The sequence below is a fragment of the Mycobacterium sp. genome, from assembly GCF_032162605.1.
Taxonomy (GTDB): domain Bacteria; phylum Actinomycetota; class Actinomycetes; order Mycobacteriales; family Mycobacteriaceae; genus Mycobacterium.
In genome coordinates this window covers 1-24862 of sequence record NZ_JAVROT010000407.1, presented here as the reverse complement: position 1 = coordinate 24862, position 24862 = coordinate 1, and the positions used below count along the sequence as shown (strand labels likewise).

General features: G+C 66.5%; 21 protein-coding genes and 2 pseudogenes. 19 read left to right on the top strand and 4 right to left on the bottom strand.

Annotated elements, in window-relative coordinates:
• From QOI01_RS23120 to QOI01_RS23105, 4 genes are all read left to right on the top strand, one after another.
• A partial coding sequence (locus QOI01_RS23120; RefSeq protein WP_526385084.1) for a flavodoxin-dependent (E)-4-hydroxy-3-methylbut-2-enyl-diphosphate synthase occupies positions 1 to 559 on the top strand: 559 nt, incomplete at its 5' end.
• 79 nt (positions 560 to 638) lie between these two features.
• The gene (locus QOI01_RS23115; RefSeq protein ID WP_526385082.1) at positions 639 to 1493 is read left to right on the top strand and encodes a GNAT family N-acetyltransferase; all 855 of its coding nucleotides are present in this window, start codon (positions 639 to 641) and stop codon (positions 1491 to 1493) included.
• A gap of 99 nt (positions 1494 to 1592) precedes the next feature.
• On the top strand, positions 1593 to 3419 hold the full coding sequence (locus tag QOI01_RS23110) for a penicillin-binding transpeptidase domain-containing protein (RefSeq protein WP_526385080.1): 1827 nt from the start codon (positions 1593 to 1595) through the stop codon (positions 3417 to 3419).
• Positions 3420 to 3445: 26 nt separating this feature from the next.
• The gene (locus QOI01_RS23105) at positions 3446 to 4048 is read left to right on the top strand and encodes a DUF1707 domain-containing protein (protein ID WP_526385078.1); all 603 of its coding nucleotides are present in this window, start codon (positions 3446 to 3448) and stop codon (positions 4046 to 4048) included.
• 28 nt (positions 4049 to 4076) lie between these two features.
• On the opposite strand, the pseudogene QOI01_RS23100 reads toward QOI01_RS23105, so the two are convergent.
• A pseudogene (locus QOI01_RS23100) lies at positions 4077 to 4428 on the bottom strand (PaaI family thioesterase).
• Between the two features lie 139 nt (positions 4429 to 4567).
• Between QOI01_RS23100 and map the strand changes: the two are divergent.
• From map to QOI01_RS23075, 5 genes are all read left to right on the top strand, one after another.
• Entirely contained in the window at positions 4568 to 5428 is an 861-nt protein-coding gene (gene map / locus QOI01_RS23095; protein WP_526385076.1) for a type I methionyl aminopeptidase, read from the top strand.
• A complete protein-coding gene (locus tag QOI01_RS23090; RefSeq protein WP_526385074.1) occupies positions 5425 to 6918 on the top strand; it encodes a cobyric acid synthase in 1494 nt (497 codons plus the stop codon). Before map ends, QOI01_RS23090 begins: the two co-directional genes overlap by 4 nt.
• Positions 6919 to 6987: 69 nt before the next feature.
• The gene (locus tag QOI01_RS23085) at positions 6988 to 7644 is read left to right on the top strand and encodes a hypothetical protein (RefSeq protein ID WP_526385073.1); all 657 of its coding nucleotides are present in this window, start codon (positions 6988 to 6990) and stop codon (positions 7642 to 7644) included.
• Between the two features lie 69 nt (positions 7645 to 7713).
• A complete protein-coding gene (locus QOI01_RS23080; protein WP_526385071.1) occupies positions 7714 to 8277 on the top strand; it encodes an alpha/beta fold hydrolase in 564 nt (187 codons plus the stop codon).
• A gap of 68 nt (positions 8278 to 8345) precedes the next feature.
• On the top strand, positions 8346 to 11687 hold the full coding sequence (locus tag QOI01_RS23075) for a DEAD/DEAH box helicase (RefSeq protein ID WP_526385069.1): 3342 nt from the start codon (positions 8346 to 8348) through the stop codon (positions 11685 to 11687).
• Between the two features lie 39 nt (positions 11688 to 11726).
• Here QOI01_RS23075 and QOI01_RS23070 read toward each other — a convergent pair whose 3' ends face one another.
• Positions 11727 to 13289, bottom strand: coding sequence for an amino acid permease (locus tag QOI01_RS23070; RefSeq protein WP_526385067.1), 1563 nt, complete (start codon positions 13287 to 13289; stop codon positions 11727 to 11729).
• Between the two features lie 238 nt (positions 13290 to 13527).
• Between QOI01_RS23070 and QOI01_RS23065 the strand changes: the two genes are divergently transcribed.
• The 7 genes from QOI01_RS23065 to nicT all read left to right on the top strand — a co-directional run bounded on the left by QOI01_RS23065 (position 13528) and on the right by nicT (position 20141).
• Positions 13528 to 14850: a glutamine synthetase family protein gene (locus QOI01_RS23065; protein ID WP_526385086.1), complete on the top strand. Its 1323-nt coding sequence runs from the start codon at positions 13528 to 13530 to the stop codon at positions 14848 to 14850.
• A 13-nt stretch (positions 14851 to 14863) separates the two neighbouring features.
• Positions 14864 to 15634 (top strand): gamma-glutamyl-gamma-aminobutyrate hydrolase family protein, encoded by a 771-nt coding sequence (locus QOI01_RS23060; protein WP_526385065.1) that lies wholly within the window; start codon positions 14864 to 14866, stop codon positions 15632 to 15634.
• Positions 15631 to 16995, top strand: coding sequence for an aldehyde dehydrogenase family protein (locus QOI01_RS23055; RefSeq protein WP_526385063.1), 1365 nt, complete (start codon positions 15631 to 15633; stop codon positions 16993 to 16995). Before QOI01_RS23060 ends, QOI01_RS23055 begins: the two co-directional genes overlap by 4 nt.
• A complete protein-coding gene (locus QOI01_RS23050) occupies positions 16996 to 17769 on the top strand; it encodes a 3-oxoacyl-ACP reductase (protein ID WP_526385061.1) in 774 nt (257 codons plus the stop codon).
• Positions 17770 to 17776: 7 nt separating this feature from the next.
• Complete coding sequence (locus QOI01_RS23045) at positions 17777 to 18538, top strand: FadR/GntR family transcriptional regulator (protein WP_526385059.1); 762 nt, start codon at positions 17777 to 17779, stop codon at positions 18536 to 18538.
• A gap of 73 nt (positions 18539 to 18611) precedes the next feature.
• The gene (locus QOI01_RS23040) at positions 18612 to 18938 is read left to right on the top strand and encodes an ArsR/SmtB family transcription factor (RefSeq protein WP_526385057.1); all 327 of its coding nucleotides are present in this window, start codon (positions 18612 to 18614) and stop codon (positions 18936 to 18938) included.
• An 87-nt stretch (positions 18939 to 19025) separates the two neighbouring features.
• Entirely contained in the window at positions 19026 to 20141 is a 1116-nt protein-coding gene (gene nicT, locus QOI01_RS23035) for a Nickel transporter NicT (RefSeq protein ID WP_526385056.1), read from the top strand.
• Here the strand turns inward: nicT and mtr are convergent.
• Together mtr and QOI01_RS23025 are read right to left on the bottom strand one after the other, a co-directional pair.
• Entirely contained in the window at positions 20138 to 21520 is a 1383-nt protein-coding gene (mtr, locus tag QOI01_RS23030) for a mycothione reductase (protein ID WP_526385054.1), read from the bottom strand. The genes nicT and mtr overlap by 4 nt on opposite strands.
• A gap of 4 nt (positions 21521 to 21524) precedes the next feature.
• Positions 21525 to 22565, bottom strand: a complete 1041-nt coding sequence (locus QOI01_RS23025) for an alpha/beta hydrolase (RefSeq protein WP_526385052.1) — start codon at positions 22563 to 22565, stop codon at positions 21525 to 21527.
• A 148-nt stretch (positions 22566 to 22713) separates the two neighbouring features.
• Between QOI01_RS23025 and mqo the strand changes: the two genes are divergently transcribed.
• The 3 genes and pseudogenes from mqo to QOI01_RS23010 all read left to right on the top strand — a co-directional run.
• Complete coding sequence (mqo, locus tag QOI01_RS23020) at positions 22714 to 24219, top strand: malate dehydrogenase (quinone) (RefSeq protein ID WP_526385050.1); 1506 nt, start codon at positions 22714 to 22716, stop codon at positions 24217 to 24219.
• A complete protein-coding gene (locus tag QOI01_RS23015) occupies positions 24216 to 24680 on the top strand; it encodes a GNAT family N-acetyltransferase (protein WP_526385048.1) in 465 nt (154 codons plus the stop codon). Before mqo ends, QOI01_RS23015 begins: the two co-directional genes overlap by 4 nt.
• A gap of 6 nt (positions 24681 to 24686) precedes the next feature.
• Positions 24687 to 24862: pseudogene (locus tag QOI01_RS23010) on the top strand (hypothetical protein); the annotation flags it as partial.

Below are 24862 nucleotides of genomic sequence, written 5' to 3'. Positions count from 1 at the left end.
GGTCGCGGCCTACGAGTTGCTGGCCGCTCAGTGCGACTACCCGCTGCACCTCGGCGTCACCGAGGCCGGTCCGGCGTTCCAGGGCACGATCAAGTCGGCGGTGGCCTTCGGCGCGCTGTTGTCCAAGGGCATCGGTGACACGATCCGGGTCTCGCTGTCGGCACCACCGGTGGAGGAGATCAAGGTCGGCAACCAGATTCTGGAGTCGCTCAACCTGCGACCGCGTGGGCTGGAGATCGTGTCGTGCCCGTCCTGTGGGCGCGCGCAGGTAGACGTCTACACGTTGGCCAACGAGGTGTCCGCCGGGCTCGAAGGTCTGGACGTGCCCCTGCGCGTCGCGGTCATGGGCTGCGTAGTGAACGGCCCCGGCGAGGCTCGCGAGGCTGATCTCGGCGTGGCGTCGGGCAACGGCAAGGGCCAGATCTTCGTGGGCGGAGAGGTGATCAAGACGGTGCCGGAACAGATGATCGTCGAGACGCTGATCGAGGAGGCGATGAAGCTCGCCGAGGAGCGCGGCTTGAATGATGCAAGCGGTGCGCCAGTTGTGAACGTAAGCTGAACGTGACCGTGTGAGGGGTGTCACCCTCTAGGTTTGCACGCCAGATCGTAGAAGAGATCGCCGCCCTAGAAGGACCCCGATGTCCGCTCCTCCGCTGTTTCGCCTCGCCGACGAGCGACGGGTCACGGTGGTGCGCGATGCCGCCATGGTGCGCCGCGTCCTCGACGAGGACGCCGTGGGTTCGTGCATGGTCGCTTCGCGGGTAGCCGACCACGGGGTCGATCCGACGGCGATCGGCGGCGAGATGTGGACGCGCCGCCGCCCCGGCGACTCGCTGTGTTTCGCCGGCGCGAATCTGATTCCGCTGCGTGGTGACGTCGGCGACCTGGACGCGTTCGCGGACAAGGCCATGAGCACCGCGCGCCGGTGTTCGTCGCTGGTCGGCCGCGCTGAGCTGGTCCTACCCATGTGGCGACGCCTCGAAAGTGCTTGGGGCCCAGCCCGTGACGTGCGGGATCAGCAGCCCTTGATGGCGCTGGCCGGTGCGCCTCGGTCCCCGGTCGATCCAGCGGTGCGCCCGGTGCGCATCGAGGAGCTCGATGCGTACCTGGTGGCTGCCGTCGACATGTTCATCGGTGAGGTCGGTGTCGATCCGCGGGCGGGGGACGGCGGCCGCGGTTACCGGCGCCGGGTCGCCGGTCTGATCACCGCAGGCCGGGCCTGGGCGCGCTTCGAACATGGCCAGGTGGTCTTCAAGGCGGAGGTTGGGTCACAGTCGCCTGCGGTAGGCCAGATCCAAGGTGTGTGGGTCCACCCCGAATGGCGGGGTAGAGGGCTCGGTGTCGGAGGTACCGCCGCACTGGCGGGTGCGGTCGTCCGGAGCGGACGCGTTGCGAGCCTGTACGTCAACGGCTACAACACGGTCGCGCGAGCGACGTACGCACGGATCGGGTTCGCCCAGGTGGGCACCTTCGCGACCGTGCTGCTCGACTGATCACGAGCACATTCCCCGGTCGCTATGCTCCAGCCCGCCGGATCCGGTCTCGGTGCGCCTCCCCGTCTTGCGGCAGTGGCGCTTCTAACATCAGCCCCAATGGCATCACAAACCTCATCCGCATCACGGGTCACTGGTCTCTTGACGGTCCTCGCCGTGGTGGCGGCCGTCGGCGGACTCAGTGCGTGCACCCCCAAGCCCAATGGTCCCGAACCGGTGGCGACGGCGTTCTTCACCGCGCTGGCCCGGGGGGACAGCGGCGCCGCCGCCGACCTGAGTGACAAGCCCACCGCGGCGCGAGCAGCACTCAACGAAGCATGGGCGGGCCTGCAGGCCACCAAGTTCGATGCGCAAATCCTCGGCTCCAAGTACGCGGAGGACACTGGCAGCATCGCCTACCGATACACGTGGCACCTGCCCAAGAATCGAACCTGGACCTACGACGGTCAACTCAACATGGTCCGCGACGAGGGACACTGGGAAGTTCGTTGGAGCGCAACGGGATTACACCCGAACCTCGGCGAGAATCAAACGTTCGCCTTGCGCGCCGACGCACCGCCACGGGCTTCGGTCAACGAGCGCGGCGGCAGCGACGTCCTGGTGCCCGGATACCTGTACAACTATTCGCTCGACGCGAAGGCGGCAGGGGCCGACCTCATGCCGACGGCCACCGCCGTCGCCGATGCGCTCCGGCCGTTCGACCCGACCATGGATGCCCAACGACTCGCCGAGACCGCCAGCTCGTCGCCGCGGCCACTGGATCTCATCACGCTGCGTCAGTCCGACCGTGACGCGGTGGCCGCCGCGATCGGCAACCGGCCCGGCGTCGTCATCACACCGCGCGCCGAACTCTTACCGACCGACGACCGCTTCGCCCCCGACATCGTCAACCAGGTTAAGAAATCAGTCGTCGACGAGCTCGACGGCCAGGCGGGCTGGCGGGTGGTCAGCGTCAACCAGAACGGCGCCGACGTCGACGTACTCGACGAGACACCAGGGGCGCCTGCCCCTTCGGTGACCATCAGCCTCGACCGCGCCGTTCAGGACGCCGCTCAGGATGCGGTCAACATGGTCGGCAAGAAGGCGATGATCGTGGCGATCAAGCCGTCGACCGGCGAGATCCTGGCCGTCGCGCAGAATGCCGCCGCCGACGCGGATGGGCCCGCGGCCACCACGGGCCTCTATCCACCGGGGTCGACGTTCAAGATCGTCACGGCCGGAGCTGCGATCGACCGCGACATGGCAACGCCCAACACGCTTCTCGGCTGTCCCGGCCACGTCGACATCGGCCAGCGGTCGATCCCCAACTACGGCGGATTCGATCTGGGGACGGTGCCGATGTCACGGGCATTCGCGAGCTCGTGCAACACGACGTTCGCCGAGCTGGCGAGCAGAATGCCGCCGAGGGGCCTGACGACCGCGGCCGCGCAGTACGGCATCGGCACCGACTTCGTCGTCGACGGCATCACGACGGTGACCGGGTCCGTGCCTCCGACCGTGAACCTCGCTGAGCGCACCGAGGACGGCTTCGGCCAGGGCAAGGTGCTCGTCACGCCGTTCGGAATGGCGCTTGCCGCGGCGACGGTCGCGGCGGGCAAGACTCCCGTGCCGCAGTTGATCGAAGGCCGCCACACCGAAGTGGCGGCGGGTGACACCCCGTCCATCACGCCGAAGATGCTCGACGGGCTGCGACCGATGATGCAGCTGGTGGTGACGAACGGCACCGCCAAGGAGCTCAACGGTAGCGGCGACGTCCGCGGCAAGACGGGTGAGGCCGAGTTCGACGGCGGCTCGCACGCCTGGTTCGCCGGTTACCGCGGTGATCTCGCGTTCGCGGCCCTGATCGTCGGCGGTGGCAGCTCCGAATACGCCGTGCGGATGTGCAAGGACATGCTTGGCGGGATGCCCCCCGACTACCTCGCCTGAGTAACCTGGTTCGCAGGAGGGTGGCAATGACCAGCATCAACTCGGGTATCGGCTCGGAACTCGGCGTAGAGGCCGCAGTCCTGCGCATTTCGGACGCCGACCGCAACGGAACGTTGCGCCGCCTGCACAACGCGGTGGCGCTCGGACTCATCGACATCGACGAGTTCGACGAGCGTTCGGGCGCCGTGTCGCAGGCCCGGCTGCACACCGAGCTCGCCGCGTTGGTCGAGGACCTACCCGGCCCGGGTGCGATCGTCACGACCGCCACCGACCGGGTCGAGTTGCGCGGCGTGCTGGGCTCGCTGAAGCGTCAAGGCGAATGGATCGTGCCGACCCGGCTGTCGTTGGTGCGACGGATGGGTTCCATCGACCTCGACCTCACCCGGGCCCGCTTCGCCGGGCCGATCGTAGTGATCGAACTCGACGTGAAGTTCGGCTCCGTCGACATTCGGCTGCCGGACGGCGCCAGCGCATCGATCGACGACGTCGAGGTGGTCGTCGGAAGCGCCCGCGACCATCGCAAGGACGCCCCGGCAGAGGGCACGCCGCACGTGATCCTCACCGGTCGCAGCGTCTGCGGCTCGGTCGACATCCGCGGGCCGCGGAAGTCGTTGTTGCGCCGCGGTTAGCGGGTCGGTCTGCTCTTCGCGCAAGCGCTCATCGGCGTTCGAGAACGGCGAACGTCAGCGTCGCCCTGGCAGCCAGGCGATCCCGGCCTGCGTCGAAGACGTCGACGGACGTCACGATCAATCGCCTGCCCGCCCGCACGACGGTGGCCTCGGCGCGGGCCGGACCCTGCACGATTGGCGCCAGGAAGTGCACGTTCATGTCCGCGGTGGTGACGTCCCGGCCCGGCCCGGCGACGTTGCCCGCCGATCGCCCTGCCCCGATGTCGACCAGGGTGGCGACCACCGCCCTGAATGGCACCGCGGATGTTGACCAGGTCGGGCCGGTTGTCCATCTCGATGACCAGGCGCTCGGCCGAGTCTTCGAGATCGTGCATGCCCATCTGGTTCAGCAGGTGTTCGCGTTCGGTCACCCGCCGAACGGTATCACTCCTCTCCTAGAAAGAGAGGATCATTCTCACGGTGCTGTGCCGCAGGGTGACGGGTCGGCGACTGAGGCGCAGTAGCAGTTACGCTGGCAGGATGGAAGTTCGCACCGCACTTCGCCCCGGCGAGGTGTCCCCGTCGTTGCCGGTGCCCAAGTCGATCCCACGCCCCGAATACGCATGGAAGCCGACCGTGCGCGAGGGCACCGAACCATGGGTGCAGACGCCGGACGTCATCGACAGGCTGCGGGTCGCGGGGCGCATCGCGGCCAACGCACTGGCCGAGGCGGGCAAGGCCGTGGCGCCGGGTGTCACCACCGACGAACTCGACCGGATCGCACACGACTACATGATCGATCACGGCGCGTACCCGTCGACGCTGGGCTACAAGGGATTTCCGAAGTCCTGCTGCACGTCGCTCAACGAGATCATCTGCCACGGCATCCCCGACTCGACCGTCGTGCAGGACGGAGACATCGTCAACATCGACGTCACCGCCTATATCGACGGCGTGCACGGGGACACCAATGCGACCTATCTGGCGGGCGACGTCTCCGAGGAGTACCGGCTGCTCGTCGAGCGCACCCACGAGGCGACGATGCGCGCGATCAAGGCCTGCAAGCCCGGCCGTCAGCTGTCGGTGGTCGGGCGTGTCATCGAGGCATACGCAAACAGGTTCGGCTACAACGTCGTTCGTGACTTCACCGGTCACGGCATCGGCACCACGTTCCACAATGGTCTGGTGGTGCTGCACTACGACCAGCCTGCCATCGACACGGTGCTGGAGCCGGGTATGACGTTCACCATCGAACCGATGATCAATCTCGGGGCGCTGGACTACGAGATCTGGGACGACGGTTGGACGGTTGCCACCACGGACAAGAAGTGGACCGCGCAATTCGAGCACACCCTGGTGATCACCGACGACGGCGCCGAGATCCTGACCCTGGCGGAGTGAGCACGTCCCGCGCTTTGTTGGTCGCAGGCACCACCTCGGACGCTGGCAAGTCGATGGTGGTGGCCGGTCTGTGTCGCCTTTTGGCGCGTAAGGGTATTCGGGTGGCGCCGTTCAAGGCGCAGAACATGTCCAACAACTCCGCGGTCACCGTCGAAGGCGGGGAGATCGGGCGGGCCCAGGCGATGCAGGCCCGCGCGGCAGGCCTGACGCCCAGCATCCGATTCAACCCGATTCTGCTCAAACCCGGCGGCGACCGGACCTCCCAATTGGTGGTCAGGGGCCAGGTCGAGGGCACGGTTGCCGCGGGTGACTACTTCCAGCACCGGACTGCGCTCGCCGCGGTGGTGCACGATGAACTGAGCTCGCTGCGAAGCGACTTCGATGCGGTCATCTGCGAGGGAGCGGGCTCACCCGCAGAGATCAACCTGCGCGCAACCGATCTGGCCAACATGGGCCTGGCGCGGACGGCCGACCTGCCGGTCATCGTCGTCGGTGACGTCGACCGCGGCGGGTTGCTGGCGCATCTGTTCGGGACCGTTGCCGTGCTGGAGCCCGACGATCAGCGCCTCATTGCGGGCTTCGTGGTCAACAAGTTCCGCGGCGACCCCGCCTTGCTCAAGCCGGGGCTCGACCAACTGGAGCTGCTCACCGGGCGGCCCACCTACGGCGTAATCCCGTACGACGACGGACTCTGGCTCGACGCGGAGGACTCGCTGTCCGTGCAGTCCCACCGGATCGTGGGGGTCCCGCAGCCCGCGCGAGGCAGGGACTCGCTCAGGGTGGCCGCGATCCGACTGCCGCGCATCTCGAACTCCACCGACGTCGAGGCGTTGGCGTGCGAGCCGGGAGTGTTGGTCCGGTGGGTGACCGACCTCGCCGACCTCGCCGACGCGGACGTCGTGGTCCTGCCCGGTAGCAAGGCGACAGTCTCGGACCTGGCGTGGCTGCGGGACCGCGGTCTGGCCGACGGCGTCGTGGCGCATGCCGCGTCCGGTCGAGCCGTGCTCGGAATCTGCGGTGGTTTCCAGATGCTGTGCCGGACCATCGACGATGCGGTGGAGTCGGGGGAGCGGCACGTCGAGGGCCTCGGACTTCTGGACGCCGACATCGTGTTCGAGCCCACCAAGATTCTGAAGCACTGGGATGCTCCGTTGCGGGGGTACGAGATCCACCACGGTCGGGTGACCAGGCACACGGACGGCTCCTGGCTGGACGTCGGCCTTCGTCGTGGCCCCGTGTATGGCACGCACTGGCACGGGCTGCTCGACAACGACGACGTGCGACGCCGGTGGTTGACGGAGGCGGCTGCCGCTGCCGGCAGGCACGGTTTCGTCGTCGCCGACGACGTGGACGTCACCGCCCGTCGCGATGCGCAACTCGACGTGATGGCCGACCTGCTGGCGGCGCATCTCGACGTCGCCGCCGTCATGGACCTGCTGGAGAATGGCGCACCGGCACGTCCGACGATCTCCTCCGCACTGCAGACGTAACCGACCTCGTGGGGTGGATGACGGCACAGACATCGACCCAGCGTGGTCCAGCTTCGGTAGCCTTCATTGATGGGCAGGGCGTGGCGGGTCCTCGTCGTGGTTGCGGGTGCGGCCATCGCACTGTCCGGCTGCGTCGTCGAGGGCACCCCCACCTGGCCGGGCGCACGGTTGAACGACACCCTGCTGACCGCGGCCGACTTTCCTCCCGGCGTGGAGTTCGGGCGCATCACCGAGCAACCAGGAGAACCCGGCGGCCAGGGCGGCCCGCCGGCGATGCCCTCTCAGCCGGAGGGCTGCTCGGACGGTCTGACCCGGGTGATCGCCGCCTCGGCCCAGCGCGGACCCGGTAGCGCAGCGAAGTACGTAGTGGCCTACGACGGTGCGCGGATCGTCATGACGGTCCTGACGTCTTCGTTGGACCTGGACCAGCTGGCCACCACCGCGGCGCGTTGCGCGCTGTACCTGACGTACTTCGACAAGGCGTCCGCGCCGATCCCGATCACCACCACCAAGCTGGAATCAGTGCGTCCGGACTCGCTGGTGTATCAGCAGACGATGCAGTTGCAGGGGACCAAGAGCAGCGTGTACTTCACGTTCGAGAACATCGGGGACGCGGCGATGTTCGCGATCGCGTTCCCCACCCCTGCACCGTCGATCGCCGTCAAAGGGATGCTGCCGCAGACGTTTCTGGACGTCACCGCGAAGCAGGCCGAGCGGCTGCACTGACGCCGGGCGTTGTATTGCAAGCCCATCAAAACCAGCACTGAACATCATCTATCCCTGTAGCGTGGCGCAATGCCATCGACTGTGCTCACCGTCGACGGGTTCCCGGCGACCGTCGACGTGTCAGGCCCCGAGAAGGGGTCGGTCGTCGTCCTGCTCGGGGCCGCGCATCAAGGCCCCTCTGCCTACGACGCAGTCTGTCAGCGCCTGCACACCGCGTCACTGCGGACCGTCATCATCGCTCCCGACCCGCGGCTGAGCGCGAAGTCCGTCGTCGGCATCCTCGACACCGTCGGCGTGCGCTGGGCCCTTTTGGTCGGCGACCGCGTCGGCGGTGAGTTGGCGTGGGAGCTGGCCGCCACCCGGCTGGACCGGTTCATCGGCTTGGTCGTGGTCGACCGTGGTCACCCACGTGTCCCCGATCAAGCAGGCGTCATCCGCGACGAGCACTGCCCGCCCGTGGAGGTGAACACGACGGCGCTGGTCAGCACACCCGCAGCGCGCAACGTCGCCAGGGCCAGCCAGCGCTATGTCTACGGCGACTTCCGCATGGTCGAGTTGCTGGGGCGGCGCAGCGCCCATGAGTCCACCGCCCAGTTGGCCGCTGAGATCGTGCTCCGAACCAGCACCTGGTAGCGACGCGTCGAAGGCGACACGCCAACCGAGCCTCGGACGTTGTCGGCGTGCGTCCCTATCCTTCGTCCATGGTGTCGCGCAGGAGCTTCGTCATCAACACCGGTGAGCTGCTCGCCGACTTCGATGCCGCGACGGTCACGCGTGGTACCAGATATGCCAATCTGGGCCGCGCCCGCGACACTGCGTGGAGCGATGACGGGCTCGAACTCACCGGTTTCTGTTCCGGTTCCGGCAACAACCTGTACTGGGTCACCGTTGGCTTCGAGCGCATCGGCGACGACCTCATTCTCGGATCGGTCGACTGCACGTGTCCGGTGGGGGCCTACTGCAAACACGCGGTCGCGCTCCTGCTGACCGCCTCCTCGGCCCACCCACCGCCGCCCGACCGCTGGCGCACTGTCCTGACCAAAATGCTGGACGAGCTGGCGCCTCCTGATGGCGAACACACCTCGCCGATCGGTCTGGAGTTCTCCGTCGCGTCACCCAACCGGTACCGCCCCGGCACCGAGATCGCGCTGCGTCCCGTCACCATCGGCAAGCGCGGCACCTGGATCAAGACCGGCCTGAACTGGCAACGGCTGGCGTACCACGCGGCCGCCGGCGAGTACGACCGCCGCCAGTACGACGTCCTCCGCGCGCTCGTCGCCGACGTGCAGAGGTCCGGCATCGTCTCGATCAGCGACGTGATGACGATCGGCTATGTGCCACCAGCGTTCTGGTCGCGGCTGGACGACGCACTGGAAGCCGGAATCACCATCGTCACCGACGGCGAAAGTGGTCTGCAGGCCGTCGACTTCATCAAGAGCGCGCAGTTGCGTCTCGACTTCACCTCCGACGACGCCGGCGGCGCCACGATGTCGGTGGCGCTGATCGTCGACGGTGAGCGTTGTGATCCAAGTCGCGTGGGCCTCATCGGATCACCCGCGCCACACGGGATGTACGAGGTCGTCGACGGCATTCTGCGACTGGGCCGGTTCGACCCGGTGCCCGCAAAGACGACGCTCGATCTGGTCGCTCGCAACGAATGCGTGCACATTCCCGCTGACACGGTCGCCGAATTCTCGCTGGACGTCCTTCCACGGTTGGTCGACCTCGCCCAGGTGGACATCGAGGATGGACTGTTCAGCCCGCCCACCATCAATGGGCCCATGCCGGTGCTCACGCTGACGCTCGGCGCGGACGATGTCCATGCGTTCTGGAGCACTCGTTACGAAGTCAACGACCAACACCACGACTTCGATCCCGATTCTCCTGCCCAGCGGCAGGGCTATCGCGACGCGGCGGCGGAGGTTCTCGCCTGGGGAGACGTCACCCCTGCCCTACGAGCAGTCGCGGCTGCGTCGCGCATCTGGAAGCAGCAGGCCGCACAACACATCCGGTCGGCGATGCGCCGGGTCACCAGCATCGGCGTCATCGACGAACTCGTCGCAATCGGCGAATCCCATGATGCGGCAGGCGCGGCTGCGGTGGCGTCGCTGACGACGCTGCGCTCAGGCGTCGACCTCACAATGGTCGAGGCAGCGGTTCTCTGCGGTGAGATCCTGCCGCAACTGGACTGCCGCGGGGCCTTCACGATCGAGTTGGACCGCAGCGCACCCAATTTCCGCGCCGCCGACAGCGCTCCACAGCTGGAGTTCAGCAGCGGTGACGGGGAGCCGGTGCGCAACGACTGGTTCGACCTGAGCATCTCCGTACAGATCGACGGGCAGCAAGTCTCCATCGCGGCGGTCATCGCCGAATTAGCTTCGGGTGCAACACATATGCTGCTGCCCAGCGGTGTCTACTTCCGCCTCGACACCCCGGAACTATTACGCCTGCGGGAACTGATCGAGGAGGCTCGCGCGCTCGGTGAGATCGAGGGCGGCAAGGTCAACGCGGGGTCGCACAACGTCACGTTGTGGGAGGAACTGCTGGCTCTAGGCGTCGTCGACAAGCAGTTGACAAGATGGCAGGAAGGTCTTGCGCGGCTCAGCGCGGCGCGGCCGCCGGTACCGGTCGACGTGCCCGAGAGTCTGGATGCCACGCTTCGCGACTACCAGCGCGACGGCCTGAATTGGCTTTCGTTCCTGTGGGACAACGAACTTGGCGGCGTGCTCGCCGACGACATGGGTCTTGGCAAGACGGTGCAGACCCTCGCCCTGATAGCCCGCGTCGCTGAACAGGGCTCCCGGCGATTCCTCGTGGTGGCGCCGACCAGCGTGGTGACCAACTGGGTCGCTGAGTGCCGCAAATTCACCCCCGGGCTGACTGCGGTAGCCGTCACCAGTACCGAGGCCCGGTCGGGCACCTCTCTGGCGGAACAGTCAGCGGCCGCCGACATCGTCGTCACCTCCTATGCCCTGCTGCGCATCGACTTCGAGGCGTATGCCGGGATCGATTGGGCAGGAGTCATTCTCGATGAAGCCCAGTTCGTCAAGAACCACACGAGCAAGACTCACCAGTGCGCGCGCAGGCTCGAGGCCCAATTCAAACTGGCCATCACCGGCACGCCGATGGAGAACAATCTGATGGAGTTGTGGTCATTGCTGTCGATCACCGCACCGGGCCTGTTCCCGTCACCCAAGGCGTTCACCAACCACTTCCGCAAGCCGATCGAGTCTGGCAGCAACAAGGAACGGCTGTCCGTGCTGCGCCGCCGGATCAAGCCGGTGATGCTGCGGCGTACCAAGGGCCAGGTCGCAGGAGAACTGCCACCCAAACAGGAACAGGTGCTCCTGCTCGACCTCGGTGCCAAACACCGGAAGATCTACGACACCCGGATGGCCCGCGAACGCCAGAAGGTCTTGGGGCTACTCGGCGAATGGGAGAAGAATCGATTTCAGATCTTCCGGTCGTTGACGCTGCTACGTCAGCTCAGCCTCCACGCCGGATTGGTCGACGAGTCGAAGGCTGACGTCGGCGCGGCGAAGGTTGACTTCCTGGTCGTGCAACTGCCCGAGTTGGTCGCTGAAGGCCACAGCGCGTTGGTCTTCAGCCAGTTCACTGGATTCCTCGACATCTTGCGTTCTCAGTTGGACGCGGTCGGAGTGAACTACAGCTATCTGGACGGGTCGTCGAGTTCCCGTCAGCGTGACGCCGCGATCGGCAGCTTCAAGGCAGGCACCAACCAGGTGTTCCTGATCAGCCTCAAGGCCGGCGGCTTCGGGCTCAACCTGACAGAAGCCGACTACTGCTTCGTCTGCGACCCGTGGTGGAATCCGGCAGCCGAGGCTCAGGCCGTCGACCGGACCCATCGCATCGGTCAGACGCGGCCGGTCACCGTCTATCGGCTGGTCTCTCAGGGCACCATCGAGGAGAAGGTGGTCGCGCTGCAGGAACGCAAGCGGGAACTCTTCACCGCGGTGGTCGACGAGGGCGAGGTGTTCGGGTCGGTGATGACCGCGTCGGACGTGCGCGAACTGTTCGGTTAGAGACTCATTCGCGAACCGCACACGAACCGGGCGCTCGCGTTATGCGGGTTCCTTCACTTCGACCTGCTTGATCGGACCGGTGAACCACTTCTTCACCGACACGTGCCAGTAGACGTACAGCAGGATAAACACGCCGCCGACGAGCAGCGGGGTGTAGTTGACGAACTTCCACTCGAAGCTCGGGTCCCACGGCATGCCACCCAGCGAGGTGGGGAACATGGCGATGATCGAGGTGACGATGATCTCGACGAGCGCGACGGGCGCCATCCACTTGTGGTGTCCGCGAAGGTTCCACTTGCCCACCGGGAAGGAGTCGCCCGCCTTCCAGCGGAAGTAGATCGGCACGGCGAAGCACAGGTAGAGCCCCACCACGCCGATGGACACCACCGCGAAGAACGCGACCGGGACCGGTGCGCCGTTGATGTCGACCTGGACCAGCGCGGGCAGCGTGATGATCGCCGCGAGCAGCGCGGTGACCAGGACTCCGTTCGCGGGAATCCTGTTCTTGCTGACCTTCGACCACAGCTGATGTCCTGGCACTGCGCGGTCGCGGCTGAACGCGAACAGCATCCGCGACGCACTGGTCTGGCAGGCCGTGGTGCAGAAGAACTGACCGGCGGTCGAGATCAGCAGCACGATGGCGACCCACTTGGAGTCCATCGCTTGGGTGAAGATCGTCACGACGGCACCGCCACTGGCCGACACCGCGTCGGAGTCGTTGACGGCGAACAGGAAGGTGAGCAGCAGGATCCAGCCGCCGATCGCGGAGTAGAAGATCGACCGCCAGATCCCCTTGGCCGCACCGTCGGCCGCGCTCTTGGTCTCCTCGGACAAGTGTGCCGAGGCGTCGTAGCCGGTGATCGTGTACTGGGTGAGGATCGCCGAGATCGGCAGTACGAACAGCAGCCAGCCGATACCGGACGTGGAGCCGCCGAACATGCCGCTGTTGTTGATCGTCTTGGCGAACACGTCACTGAGGCTGGCGTGCTGCTCGGGGATCAGGACCAGGATCCCGATGACGATCGCGGCACCGGCCACGTGCCACCACACCGAGACGTTGTTGATGACAGCCAGCAGGTGACTAGAGAAGATGTTGATGGTCGCCGACGCCGCCAGGATGACGATGAAGATGATGAACGTCCTGGTCAAGCTGTAACCGGCGAGCCAGGTCTCACTGAACGTGCCGAGCGTCAGATCGAGGAACGTCGCGCAGCCGTAGGACACCGACGCCAGGATGGCGATCAGCCCGATCAAGTTCAGCCAGCCGGTGTAGAAGCCGGCCTTCGCGCCGCCGAGTTTGCTCGCCCACCAGTAGATACCGCCCGAGGTGGGGTAGGCGGACACCAGCTCGGACATGCACAGCCCGATGATGAGGATGAAGGCCGAGACGATGGGCCAGCCCCAGGCGATCGCGGCTGGGCCGCCGTTGTTCCAGCCCAGGCCGAACGAGGTGAAGCAACCCGCGAGGATCGAGATGATCGAGAAGGAGATGGCGAAGTTGCTGAAGCCGGACCAGGAGCGGTTCAGCTCCTGCGTGTAGCCGAGGCTCGCGAGGTGTTTCTCGTCGTCACTCAGCTCCGACAGATCTTGACCCTCTGGCACGGCGTTCTCCTTCTCGGGGCAGGCGCATGAAAGAGCGCTCACTGAGTAGGGACAATAGAGTGACAATGGTCTGGTGTCCTACCTTTGGCAGTGACGGCTGTGTAAATCTGTGACGGGATTGCCCGGTGGTGTGAATCCAATGGTTGACTTCGAGCCATGTTCGTCGGTCTGAGAGGCAGGGAACGTGACTAAGGGAAGCGCTCGAAAGGGCATCCTCCAGCAGTCCGAACTGGAGCATATGGTGGCGGCAGGCGAGATCGACACCGTCATCGTGGCCTTCACCGACATGCAGGGCAGGCTGACGGGCAAACGGATCTCGGCCCGGCTGTTCGTCGACGACGTCATGGCGCACGGAGCCGAGTGCTGCAACTATCTGCTCGCCGTCGACGTCGACATGAACACCGTCGACGGATACGCGATGTCGAGCTGGGAGGCCGGCTACGGCGACATGGTGATGACGCCGGACTTCTCGACGCTGCGGCTTCTGCCGTGGCTACCTGCCACCGCCCTGGTGATGGCCGACCTCGGCTGGCACGACGGCAGCCCGGTGGTTCCTGCGCCGCGCAGCATCCTGCGCTCACAACTCGACCGGCTCGCCGAACGGGGCATGGGCGCGGTGGCCGCCACCGAACTCGAGTTCATGGTGTTCGACGACACCTACCGCGACGCCTGGAAGTCCGACTACCGCAACCTGACTCCCGCGACCGACTACAACATCGACTACGCGATGCTGGCCTCGACCCGGATGGAGCCGCTGTTGCGCGACATCCGCGTCGGCATGGAGGGCGCCGGTCTGTACTGCGAGGGCGTCAAGGGCGAGTGCAACCTCGGTCAGCAGGAGATCGGGTTCCGCTACGACGACGCGCTGGTCACCTGTGACAACCACACGATCTACAAGAACGGCGCGAAGGAAATCGCCGATCATCACGGCAAGAGCCTCACGTTCATGGCGAAATACGACGAGCGCGAAGGCAACAGCTGTCACATCCACCTCTCGTTCCGCGGCGTCGACGGATCGGCCGTGTTCGCCGACGACGATGCCCCGGACGGCATGTCGCCGATGTTCCGCAGCTTCATCGCGGGCCAGCTGGCCACACTGCGTGAGCTGACGCTCTTCTACGCACCGAACATCAACTCCTACAAGCGGTTCGTGGACGGGAGCTTCGCGCCGACCGCCGTCGCATGGGGGATGGACAACCGCACCTGCGCGCTGCGCGTCGTCGGCCACGGGCACGGCATGCGGATGGAGTGCCGGGCGCCAGGCGGCGACGTCAACCAGTACCTCGCCGTGTCCGCGTTGATCGCAGGGGGTCTGCACGGCATCGATCAGCAGCTCGAGTTGCCCGACGCATGCGCGGGCAACGCATATACCAGTGGCGCGGAACGACTCCCGACCACGCTGGCCGAAGCGGCGGCGTTGTTCGCTGAGTCGACGGTGGCGCGCGAGGCGTTCGGCGACGAGGTCGTCGAGCACTACCTCAACAATGCCAGGGTCGAGCTGACGGCATTCAATTCTGCGGTCACCGACTGGGAGAGGCGACGTGGTTTCGAACGACTGTAATTCTGCTCGGCCAGTGATTGGGCTCACCACTTACCTTCAGCAGGCCCAGACCGGGGTGTGGGACGTCCGGGCCAGCTTCCTGCCCGCGATCTACGTCGAGGGCGTTACACGGTCGGGGGGCATCGCCACCTTGCTGCCGCCGCAGCCGGTGGACGACGAGATCGTCGGGCGCGTCCTCGACGGTCTGGACGGCCTGGTGATCACCGGCGGGCGCGACGTCGACCCCGCAGCCTACGGCCAGGCTCCGCATCCGAAGACCGATGAACCGGCGCGGGACCGGGACGCGTGGGAATTCGCCTTGGTGCGTGGGGCATTGGCACGCGGACTGCCCTTGCTCGGCATCTGCCGCGGCGCTCAGGTTCTCAACGTCGCGCTCGGGGGCACCCTGCATCAGCACCTTCCCGAGGTGGTCGGCCACTACCAGCACCAACTGGGAAACGCCGTCTTCAACACCTCGTCGATCAAGACGGTGCCGGGGACCCGCCTGGCCGCTCTGGTCGGGGAAGCCACCGACGCCCAGTGCTACCACCACCAGGCCATCGCCGAGCTCGGCGACGGCTTGATCGCCACGGCGTGGGATACCGACGGGGTGATCGAAGGCGTCGAGGTGCCTTCCGGGGCGAGCGGGGCGACGGGAGATGGGACAGACGCCTTCGTGCTTGCCGTGCAGTGGCACCCCGAGGAACGACTCGACGATCTGCGGCTCTTCTCCGGTGTGGTCCAGGCCGCAGCGGCTTACTCAACGTCCAAGGGCGAAGCGACCCAGGAAAGGAACACAGCGTGAGCACGTCGACACTGATCAATCCCGCGACTGAGGAGGTGCTGCGCACCGTCGAGCAGCTCGACGTCCCCGCGGTCGACGACGCGGTGGCTCGTGCGAAGTCCGCACAGAAGCAGTGGGCCAAGCTGGCGCCCGCCGAACGGGCCGGTGCGTTGCGGTCGTTCGCCGCACAGGTGGATGCCCACGTCGACGAGCTGGCGGCGCTGGAGGTGGCCAACTCCGGGCACGTGATCGGTAACGCCGAGTGGGAGGCAGGACACGTCCGCGACGTGTTGCAGTTCTACTCGGCCAGCCCGGAGCGCATGTCCGGCAAGCAGATTCCCGTCGCCGGTGGCCTGGACGTCACGTTCCACGAGCCGCTCGGCGTCGTCGCCGTGATCGCTCCGTGGAACTTCCCGATGACCATCGCGTCGTGGGGTTTCGTACCGGCGCTGGCCGCAGGGAACGCCGTAGTGGTCAAGCCCGCCGAGATCACCCCGCTGACCACCATGCGGCTGGCAGAACTCGGTCGCGAGGCCGGGTTGCCCGACGGACTGTTCCAGGTACTGCCCGGTAAGGGCTCGGTGGTGGGGGAGCGCTTCATCAGTCACCCCGACGTCCGCAAGATCGTCTTCACGGGCTCCACCGAGGTGGGTGTCAAGGTGATGGCAGGCGCAGCCGCGCAGGTGAAACGGGTGACCCTGGAGCTCGGTGGCAAGAGCGCCAACATAGTCTTCGATGACTGTGACCTGGAGAAGGCCGCGGCCACCGCACCGTACGGCGTATTCGACAACGCCGGACAGGACTGCTGCGCCCGTAGTCGAATCCTGGTTCAGCGCAACGTCTACGACAAGTTCATGGAGTTGCTGGAGCCGGCGGTGAAGGGCCTCGTGGTCGGCGATCCCGCATCGCGAGAAAGTGAGATGGGGCCGCTGGTGTCGCGCCTGCACTTCGACACCGTCGCGTCCTACGTCCCCGACGACGCTCCCGTAGCCTTCCGCGGCTCTGCGCCAACGGGACCCGGATACTGGTTCCCGCCAACGGTTCTCACCCCGCAGCGGACCGATCGTGCGGTCACCGAGGAGATTTTCGGCCCAGTCGTCACCGTGCTGCCGTTCGCCGACGAGGCCGACGCGATCGAGCTCGCCAACGATTCCCCTTACGGACTGTCCGGGTCGATCTGGACCGACAACCTGTCGCGGGCGCTGAGGGTCTCGCGTGCCGTCGACTCCGGCAATCTGTCGGTGAACTCGCACTCGTCTGTCCGGTACAACACCCCGTTCGGCGGATTCAAGCAATCGGGTCTGGGCCGCGAGTTGGGCCCCGACGCGCCGCTGCAGTTCACGGAAACCAAGAACGTCTTCTTTGCGATTGGAGAAATCTAGATGGATCTGACCCAGCGGCTCGCAGGCAAGGTCGCGGTCATCACCGGCGGCGCCAGCGGCATCGGGCTCGCGACGGCCAAGCGGATGAGGGCCGAGGGCGCCACGATCGTGATCGGCGACATCGACCCGGCCACGGGCAAGAGCGTCGCCGACGACCTGAATGGCACCTTCGTTCAGGTCGACGTTTCGGATCAGGCTGCCGTGGACAATCTGTTCGACACCGCCGCCGACGCTCACGGCTCGGTCGACATCGCCTTCAACAACGCGGGCATCAGCCCGCCGGAGGACGACTTGATCGAGACCACCGGCGTCGACGCGTGGGACCGGGTGCAGGACATCAACCTCAAGTCGGTGTTCTTCTGCTGCAAGGCCGCACTCCGCCACATGGTGCCTGCGCAGAAGGGGTCGATCATCAACACCGCGTCGTTCGTCGCGGTGATGGGGTCGGCGACCTCGCAGATCTCCTACACCGCATCCAAGGGCGGGGTGCTGGCAATCTCGCGCGAGCTCGGCGTCCAGTACGCCCGGCAAGGCATCCGCGTCAATGCCCTGTGCCCCGGGCCCGTGAACACGCCTTTGCTGCAGGAGCTCTTCGCGAAGGATCCAGAGCGGGCGGCGCGACGGCTGGTGCACGTTCCGGTCGGGCGCTTCGCCGAGCCCGAGGAACTCGCCGCGGCGGTCGCGTTCCTCGCCAGTGACGATGCCTCGTTCATCACCGCGTCGACCTTCCTGGTCGACGGGGGCATCAGCGGCCACTACGTCACGCCGCTGTAAGGGCGAGATGGTTCCGGAGGGCAGGAGCGAAGCGACCCGGGAGACGGTTCCGGCCGAACCGGATCCGCAGCCCGCCAGCGAGACGCTGCTGCGTCCGGTGCGGCTCGGCAACGCCTTCGAGGACACCGTCGGCCGGTTGCTCGAGACCATTCGACTCGGTGTGCTCGAGCCCGGTGAGTCACTGCCACCCGAGCGAGAGCTGGCCGCCCGGCTCGGCGTCAGTCGCGACACGGTTCGCGAGGCCATCAAGTCGCTTTCCGATGCCGGCTATCTGGTGTCGCGGCGGGGTCGGTACGGCGGCACGTTCCTGGCCGAGGACCTGCCCGCCCCCAGCGCCGACGGGCCACGCTTCAGCCGTGCCGACATCGACGACGCGCTGCGGCTGCGCGAGATCCTCGAGGTGGGGGCAGCCCGGATGGCGGCGGGCCGGACGCTGACCGCGGTCGATCGGGAGACGCTGTGGAGCAGACTCACCGACGCCCACGCAGCGGCACCGGAGGACTACCGCAGGCTGGACTCGCGCCTGCATCTGGCCATCGCCGAGGCCGCCGGTGCGCCGTCGCTGGTGCCGTTGGTCGCCGAGAACCGGATGCGGCTCAACGAGCTGCTCGACCACATCCCGCTGCTGTCCCGCAACATCGCGCACTCCGACGAGCAGCACGAAGCGATCGTGATCGCGATCCTCGCCGGCGACGGCGAGCGCGCTGCCGCGACGATGACCGCACACATATGGGGCTCCGCGGCCCTATTGCACGGCTTCCTGGACTAACACCATCCTCCCACCGCCCACCCATGGACCAACACCACCCTCCCACCGCCCACCCATGGACTAAATTGCACACATGGAGCCCGGCGGCGAGGCGGTGGTGCGACACGCGTCGTCGGCGCTCGCCGACGTCGACATCCACGGCTGGACGCAACGCTTCGACCTGCTGTCGGACCCCAACAGGCTCGAGATCCTGCTGTGCCTACACCGGGCGCCCGGCATCTGCGTGGGCGACCTCGCCGCGGTAGTGGCACGATCGGAAAACTCCGTCTCACAAGCACTTAGGGTGCTGAGGCAGCAGGGCTGGGTGAGTTCGACCCGGGTCGGACGCGCGGCGAGCTATCGGTTGGAAGACCACATCGTGCACGACCTGCTGCACTGGATCGGCGCTGCGCACGGCTAGGTATCGACCTGCCCATCTGAACAGCTAGACAGATGACTGACGGCGACATAGTGTCGAGTCACATCTTTTCCAGCGCTTGGAGGGCACGTGGTCGTCAGTGCGTCACCGGATTCGCCGCAGAAGCCGAACCTCGTCACTCGCCTCGACCGCACTGACTGGCTGACGATCGCCGGCCTCGGCGCCGTGGTGCTGTTCCTGCACCTCTTCGGCTGGGGAGTCCTGGTGTTCGGCGTGGCTCCGCAGCACATCACGCTCGGGTCGACGGGCGTGTTCGGCGTTGGCCTCGGCGTGACCGCCTACCTCCTCGGGGTACGGCACGCCTTCGACGCCGACCACATCGCGGTCATCGACAACACCACCCGAAAGCTCGTCGGCGAGGGAAAGCGATCGCTTTCGGCTGGGTTCTGGTTCTCTCTCGGCCATTCCAGCGTCGTCTTCGGGCTGGCGTTCCTGTTGGCTCTGGGCGTCAAGGCGCTGGTCGGCCCGGTCCAGGACGAGAATTCCCCGATGTTGCAGACACTCGGCCTGATCGGTTCCCTGGTAGCGGGCACCTTCCTCATCCTGATCGGCCTGACGAACCTGTTCGCGGTGGTCGGCATCGCGAAGGTGTTCCGCGGCATGCGCACGGGTGATTTCGACGAGGCCGAGCTGGAACGCCAGCTGAACAGTCGTGGCTTCCTCGCGAGGCTGCTCGGCCGGGTGATGAAACGAGTCAGCAAGCCGTCGCACCTCTACCCGGTGGGACTGCTGATGGGTCTCGGCTTCGACACCGCGACGCAGGTGGCGTTGTTGGTGCTCGCGGCGGGCACCGCCGCATTCACGCTGCCGTGGTACGCCGTGCTGGTACTGCCGGTCCTCTTCGCAGCAGGCATGAGCCTCTTCGACGCGGCCGACGGGATCTTCATGGCACGCGCCTACGGATGGGCGTTCCTCAAGCCGATCCGCAAGGTCTACTACAACCTCACCGTCACCGTGCTTTCGGTGTTCGTCGCCCTGGTGATCGGCGTCATCGTGCTCGTCGGACTGCTCGTCGACCGTCTCGGGATCGAGTCGGGGCCGCTGGCCGTCATCGGTTCTGCCGACCTCGGGTCCGTCGGATTCGTGATCGTCGGGATCTTCGTCGTGGTCTGGTTGGGCGCGCTCGCGGTCTGGCGGTTCGGCCGGGTCGAGGAACGCTGGGATCGCTCCACCGATCAGGGCTAGTCGACCAGGCCCAGTAGTGCGTTCTCGATGACCTCGGGTAGTGCGGGATGGATCCAGTACTGGCCCTGGGCAACCTCTTTCGCGGTCTGGCCGAAGCTCATGGCCTGAATGATCGGCTGGATGATCGACGATGCCTGGTGGCCCATGACGTGTGCGCCCAGGATCTTGCCCGTCGCGCGGTCGCCGATCAGCTTCGCGACTCCGTGCTGGTCCTCCATGGCCCAGCCGTAAGCGGTGTCGCCGTAGCGCTGCACCTTGCTGACCACGTCGAAACCCGCTGCCCTCGCCTCGTCCTCGGTCATGCCGACCATGGCGATCTGCGGATCGGTGAAGACGGCCGACGGCACGTACCGGTGATCGGAGGCCTGCATGGACGCGGTGTCGTCCCAGTCGCACAGCAAGTTGTGTTGCACCACCCGCATTTCGTGGTTGGCGACGTGTTTGAGCTGATATTCCGACGACACGTCACCGAGCGCGAAAACACCATGCGCCGAGGTTCTTTGAAATTCGTCCACGATGACGCGACCGTCCTCGACGGCGACTCCGGCGAGCTCGGCATCGAGCAGATCGCCGTTCGGTATCCGGCCCGTGGCGACCAGGAGGGCGTCGGCCCGCACGGTCGAGCCATTGTCCAGAACCAGCTCGGTTCCCGACTCGTCGGTGTTGGCGCCGACCACGTTGCGGTGAGTGCGCAGATGCCACTTGTCACCAGCGATCTTGGTGAACTTCTCGCACACCGCGGCGTCGCAGTGCGTCAGCAGGGAGCTGCCGCGTACGACGATGGTGATCCGAACGCCCAACGCGGAGAAGATGTGTGCGAACTCGGCAGCGACGAAACCGCCACCGACGATGACCATGTGCTCCGGCAGCGCGTCCATCCGCATGACCGTGTCGCTGGTGTAGTACTCGACGCCGCACTCGTCGATCGCAGGTGGCACGTTGATCCGCGACCCCGCGGCGATCGCCACCTGATCCGCGCTGAACTCGTCACCGGCATCGGTGCGGAGCAGGTATCTGCCGTCGGCCGACACACAGCTGAACCTGGTGTGACTGCCGTACACGGTGACGTTGGGCAGCGAGCGCTTGTACCGTTCACCGTCCTGGGCGATCGGGTCGATGCGGCCGAACACCCGGGACACGATGTCCTGCCACCGGATTCCGTCGACGTGCGCGTCCACGCCGTACCGCGATGCGTGCGTCACGCCGTTGGCGACCTCGGACGCATAGACGAACATCTTGGTGGGGATGCAGCCGACGTTCAGGCACGTGCCGCCGAAGACGCCCTGCTCGCAGATCGCGATCTTCTTGTCGGCGTAGCGCTCGTCGGGGATGCTGTTGCCCGAACCGGTGCCGATGATTGCCAGATCGAAGTGTTCCACGCAGCTAGCCCCGTCCGAAGTGTGTTGTGCCGCTCCGTGATTCAGAGCTGAGGTAATCATCGAGCCAGCGGCCCAATTCGAGGTAGGCCACTGCGCGCGGCTCGGCCAGCGACAGGAACACGTCGTGCTTGGCGTCGGTGATCGGCGCGATCGTCTGGCGGTTGCCCACACAACCCGCCCACCGGGCGATCTGCTTGACGTCCAGCACGGCGTCGCCGCGCTGAATCGACTCCGGGTCGGGCGTTTCGAGAACACTGTGATCCGAGCGCAGCAGGAGGCTCGGAACGCCGACGTCGAGCCCCCGGTGCAGCCTGGCCTGGCCCCTGCGGATCGCGTTGATCCAGCCGAAGGTGATCGGGAATCCGCCCAGCGGCTTCAGGTCGAGGTCGTAGTCGAACTCGCCGGCGTAGTCACGGTGCAGGCTGCTGCCGTAGCCGCCGAGCGTGGGCTTGCGGATGACGTGCAGCTTGCGCAACCGGGCCAGGGCGATCAGCGCGGCCGACGTCGGCGCGGTACGCAGGATTGCCGGCCCCTGCAAGTCGAAGAACGGACTGTTGAGCACTAGTCCGCGGACGGGCGACACCGCTCCCCGGCGCCGCAGGCGGTCCAGCCACAGCGCGACGATCAACCCGCCCGCCGAGTGGCCGTACACACAGACCTCGACCGGTTCGCGACCGTCGCCGTCGGCCGCGATGACGGCGAGTGCGCAATCCAGTTCCACGTCGTAGCTCGCCAGATCCGTGGTGAAGTGCGGAGTCTGCCCCTGCCGGCGCGATCTACCGCACTTGTGCAGGTCCAGCGCGTAGAAGGTGAACCCGCGTTCGGCGAAGTGGTCCGCCAACTCGGTGTTGAAGAAGTAATCGGTGTAGCCGTGCAGCGCCAGCACCGCGTGCCTGCCACGGAGGCCGTCGCCGCGGCGCACCAGCGTGGCCACCAGCTGACCCTCACCATGCGGATCGCGGCCGAGGGGCACTGTTAGCTGCCAATAGCCGGGCAGCACGTCGGGTTCCCATGCGGGCGCCCCGCCAGGTTCCTTCGGTGTCACGGCCCCACTCTAGGCGGGCGTGGCGTACGAGCGGAGGCACGTGGCCAGGATGTCGGCCGAGCGATTGCGGGCCGGTACCACGGGATAACCTGGTGACACAGCAAGGCCGTGACGAGCGGGTGTGCGACCACGAAGGGTCAAGGATCAGGTGTCTGAGGTAGCTAAGACCGACGTCGTGCTGGTGGGCGCCGGCATCATGAGTGCGACGCTGGCGACTCTGTTGAAGCTGATGGAGCCCGACTGGTCCATCACGCTCATCGAGCGACTCGACGGTGCCGCCGCCGAGAGCAGCGATCCGTGGAACAACGCGGGTACCGGGCACTCCGCGCTGTGTGAGTTGAACTACACCCCGCAGCGCCCTGACGGGACGGTCGAGATCAGCAAGGCCGTCCAGGTCAACGAACAGTTCCAGGTGTCGCGGCAGTTCTGGGCCCACTCGGTGGAGAACGGTGTCCTGCCGGACGTGCGCAGCTTCCTCAACCCCATCCCTCACGTGAGCTTCGTGCACGGCGCGGAGAACCTCGACTATCTCAAGCGCCGTCGCGAGACGCTCGTCGAGAACCGGCTCTTCGCGTCGATGGAGTACATCGACGACGACGACGAGTTCGCCCGCCGGCTACCGCTGATGGCCGCCAAGCGGGACTTCTCCGAGCCGGTAGCGCTGAACTGGACCCAGGACGGCACCGACGTCGACTTCGGTTCCCTCACCCGGCAGCTGATCGGGTACGCCGCCCAGCGCGGGATGACGACGCTGTTCGGTCACGACGTGCGCAACCTGCACAAGGAATCCGACGGCAGCTGGACGCTGAAGGTCACCAACCGTCGCACGCGGCAGACGCGCAAGATCAACGCGAAGTTCGTCTTTGTCGGCGCGGGCGGCGGCGCCCTGTCGCTGCTGCAGAAGTCCGGCATTGCGGAGGCCAAGGGATTCGGCGGCTTCCCGGTCGGCGGCGAGTTCCTGCGCACCGGCAACCCCGTGCTGGCGGCCGCACACCAGGCCAAGGTGTACGGTGCACCGCCGCTCGGCGCACCGCCGATGTCGGTGCCGCACTTGGACACCCGCGTGATCAATGGCAAGTCCTGGCTCTTGTTCGGTCCGTTCGCCGGCTGGTCGCCGAAATTCCTCAAACAGGGCAAGGTGACCGACCTGCCGTTCTCGATCAAACCCAACAATTTGGCCTCGATGCTCGGTGTCGGTCTCACCGAGCTGAGCCTGGTCAAGTATCTGGTCGGCCAGCTTCGGCTCAGCGAGGGCGACCGGGTCGACGCGTTACGCGAATTCGCTCCCGGCGCCGTGGATTCCGACTGGGAACTCGACGTCGCCGGCCAGCGGGTGCAGGTGATCCGGCGCAAGGGCGCCGGTGGCGTGCTGGAGTTCGGCACCACGGTGCTCTCGGCGGCCGACGGCAGCATCGCGGGACTGCTTGGCGCGTCGCCGGGGGCCTCGACCGCCGTGCCTGCGATGCTCGAGGTCATGGAACGTTGCTTCGCCGACCGCTTGCCGGCCTGGCAGCCCAAGCTCAAGGAGATGGTGCCGTCGTTCGGCACCGAGTTGTCCAGCGAGCCCAAGCTGTTCGAGGAAGTGTGGGCGTGGGGCACGAAGGTGCTCAAGCTCGACCAGAAGGCAACGGACGTACCCGCGGTCCCCGTATGACGGTCGCGCCGCGGCGAAGCTGGGCCAAGGACCTCGATGCCTCGACGCTCTATGAGCTGTTGAAGCTGCGCGTCGAGGTCTTCGTCGTCGAGCAGGCCACCCCGTACCCGGAGTTGGACGGTCGCGACCTGCTGGCCGAGACACGGCACTTCTGGTTGGAGGATCCCGATGGCAACGTCATCGCGACGCTGCGCCTGATGGAGGAACATCCGGGCGGCGAGAAGGTCTTTCGCATCGGACGGGTGTGCACCAAGCGCAGCGAGCGTGGTCATGGCCATACCAGTCGCATCATGCAGGCCGCGCTCGCCGAGGTCGGTGACGACCCCTGCCGCATCAACGCGCAGACCTACCTGGAGGAAATGTACTCCAAGCACGGTTTCGTCCGCGACGGCGACGAGTTCCTCGACGACGGGATTCCCCACATCCCGATGTTGCGCGCCGGACTCCGCGGCGTGGGCTGAGCCCGCATGACTTCGTCTCCTCCCACGCCGACCTACCCGGTTCCGTATCCGTTCAGCGCCCTCGTCGGGCAGGACCGGCTGCGGCTGGCGCTCATCCTGTGCGCCGTGCGGCCCGAGATCGGCGGCGTGTTGATCCGCGGCGAAAAGGGCACAGCGAAGTCGACGGCCGTGCGGGGGCTGGC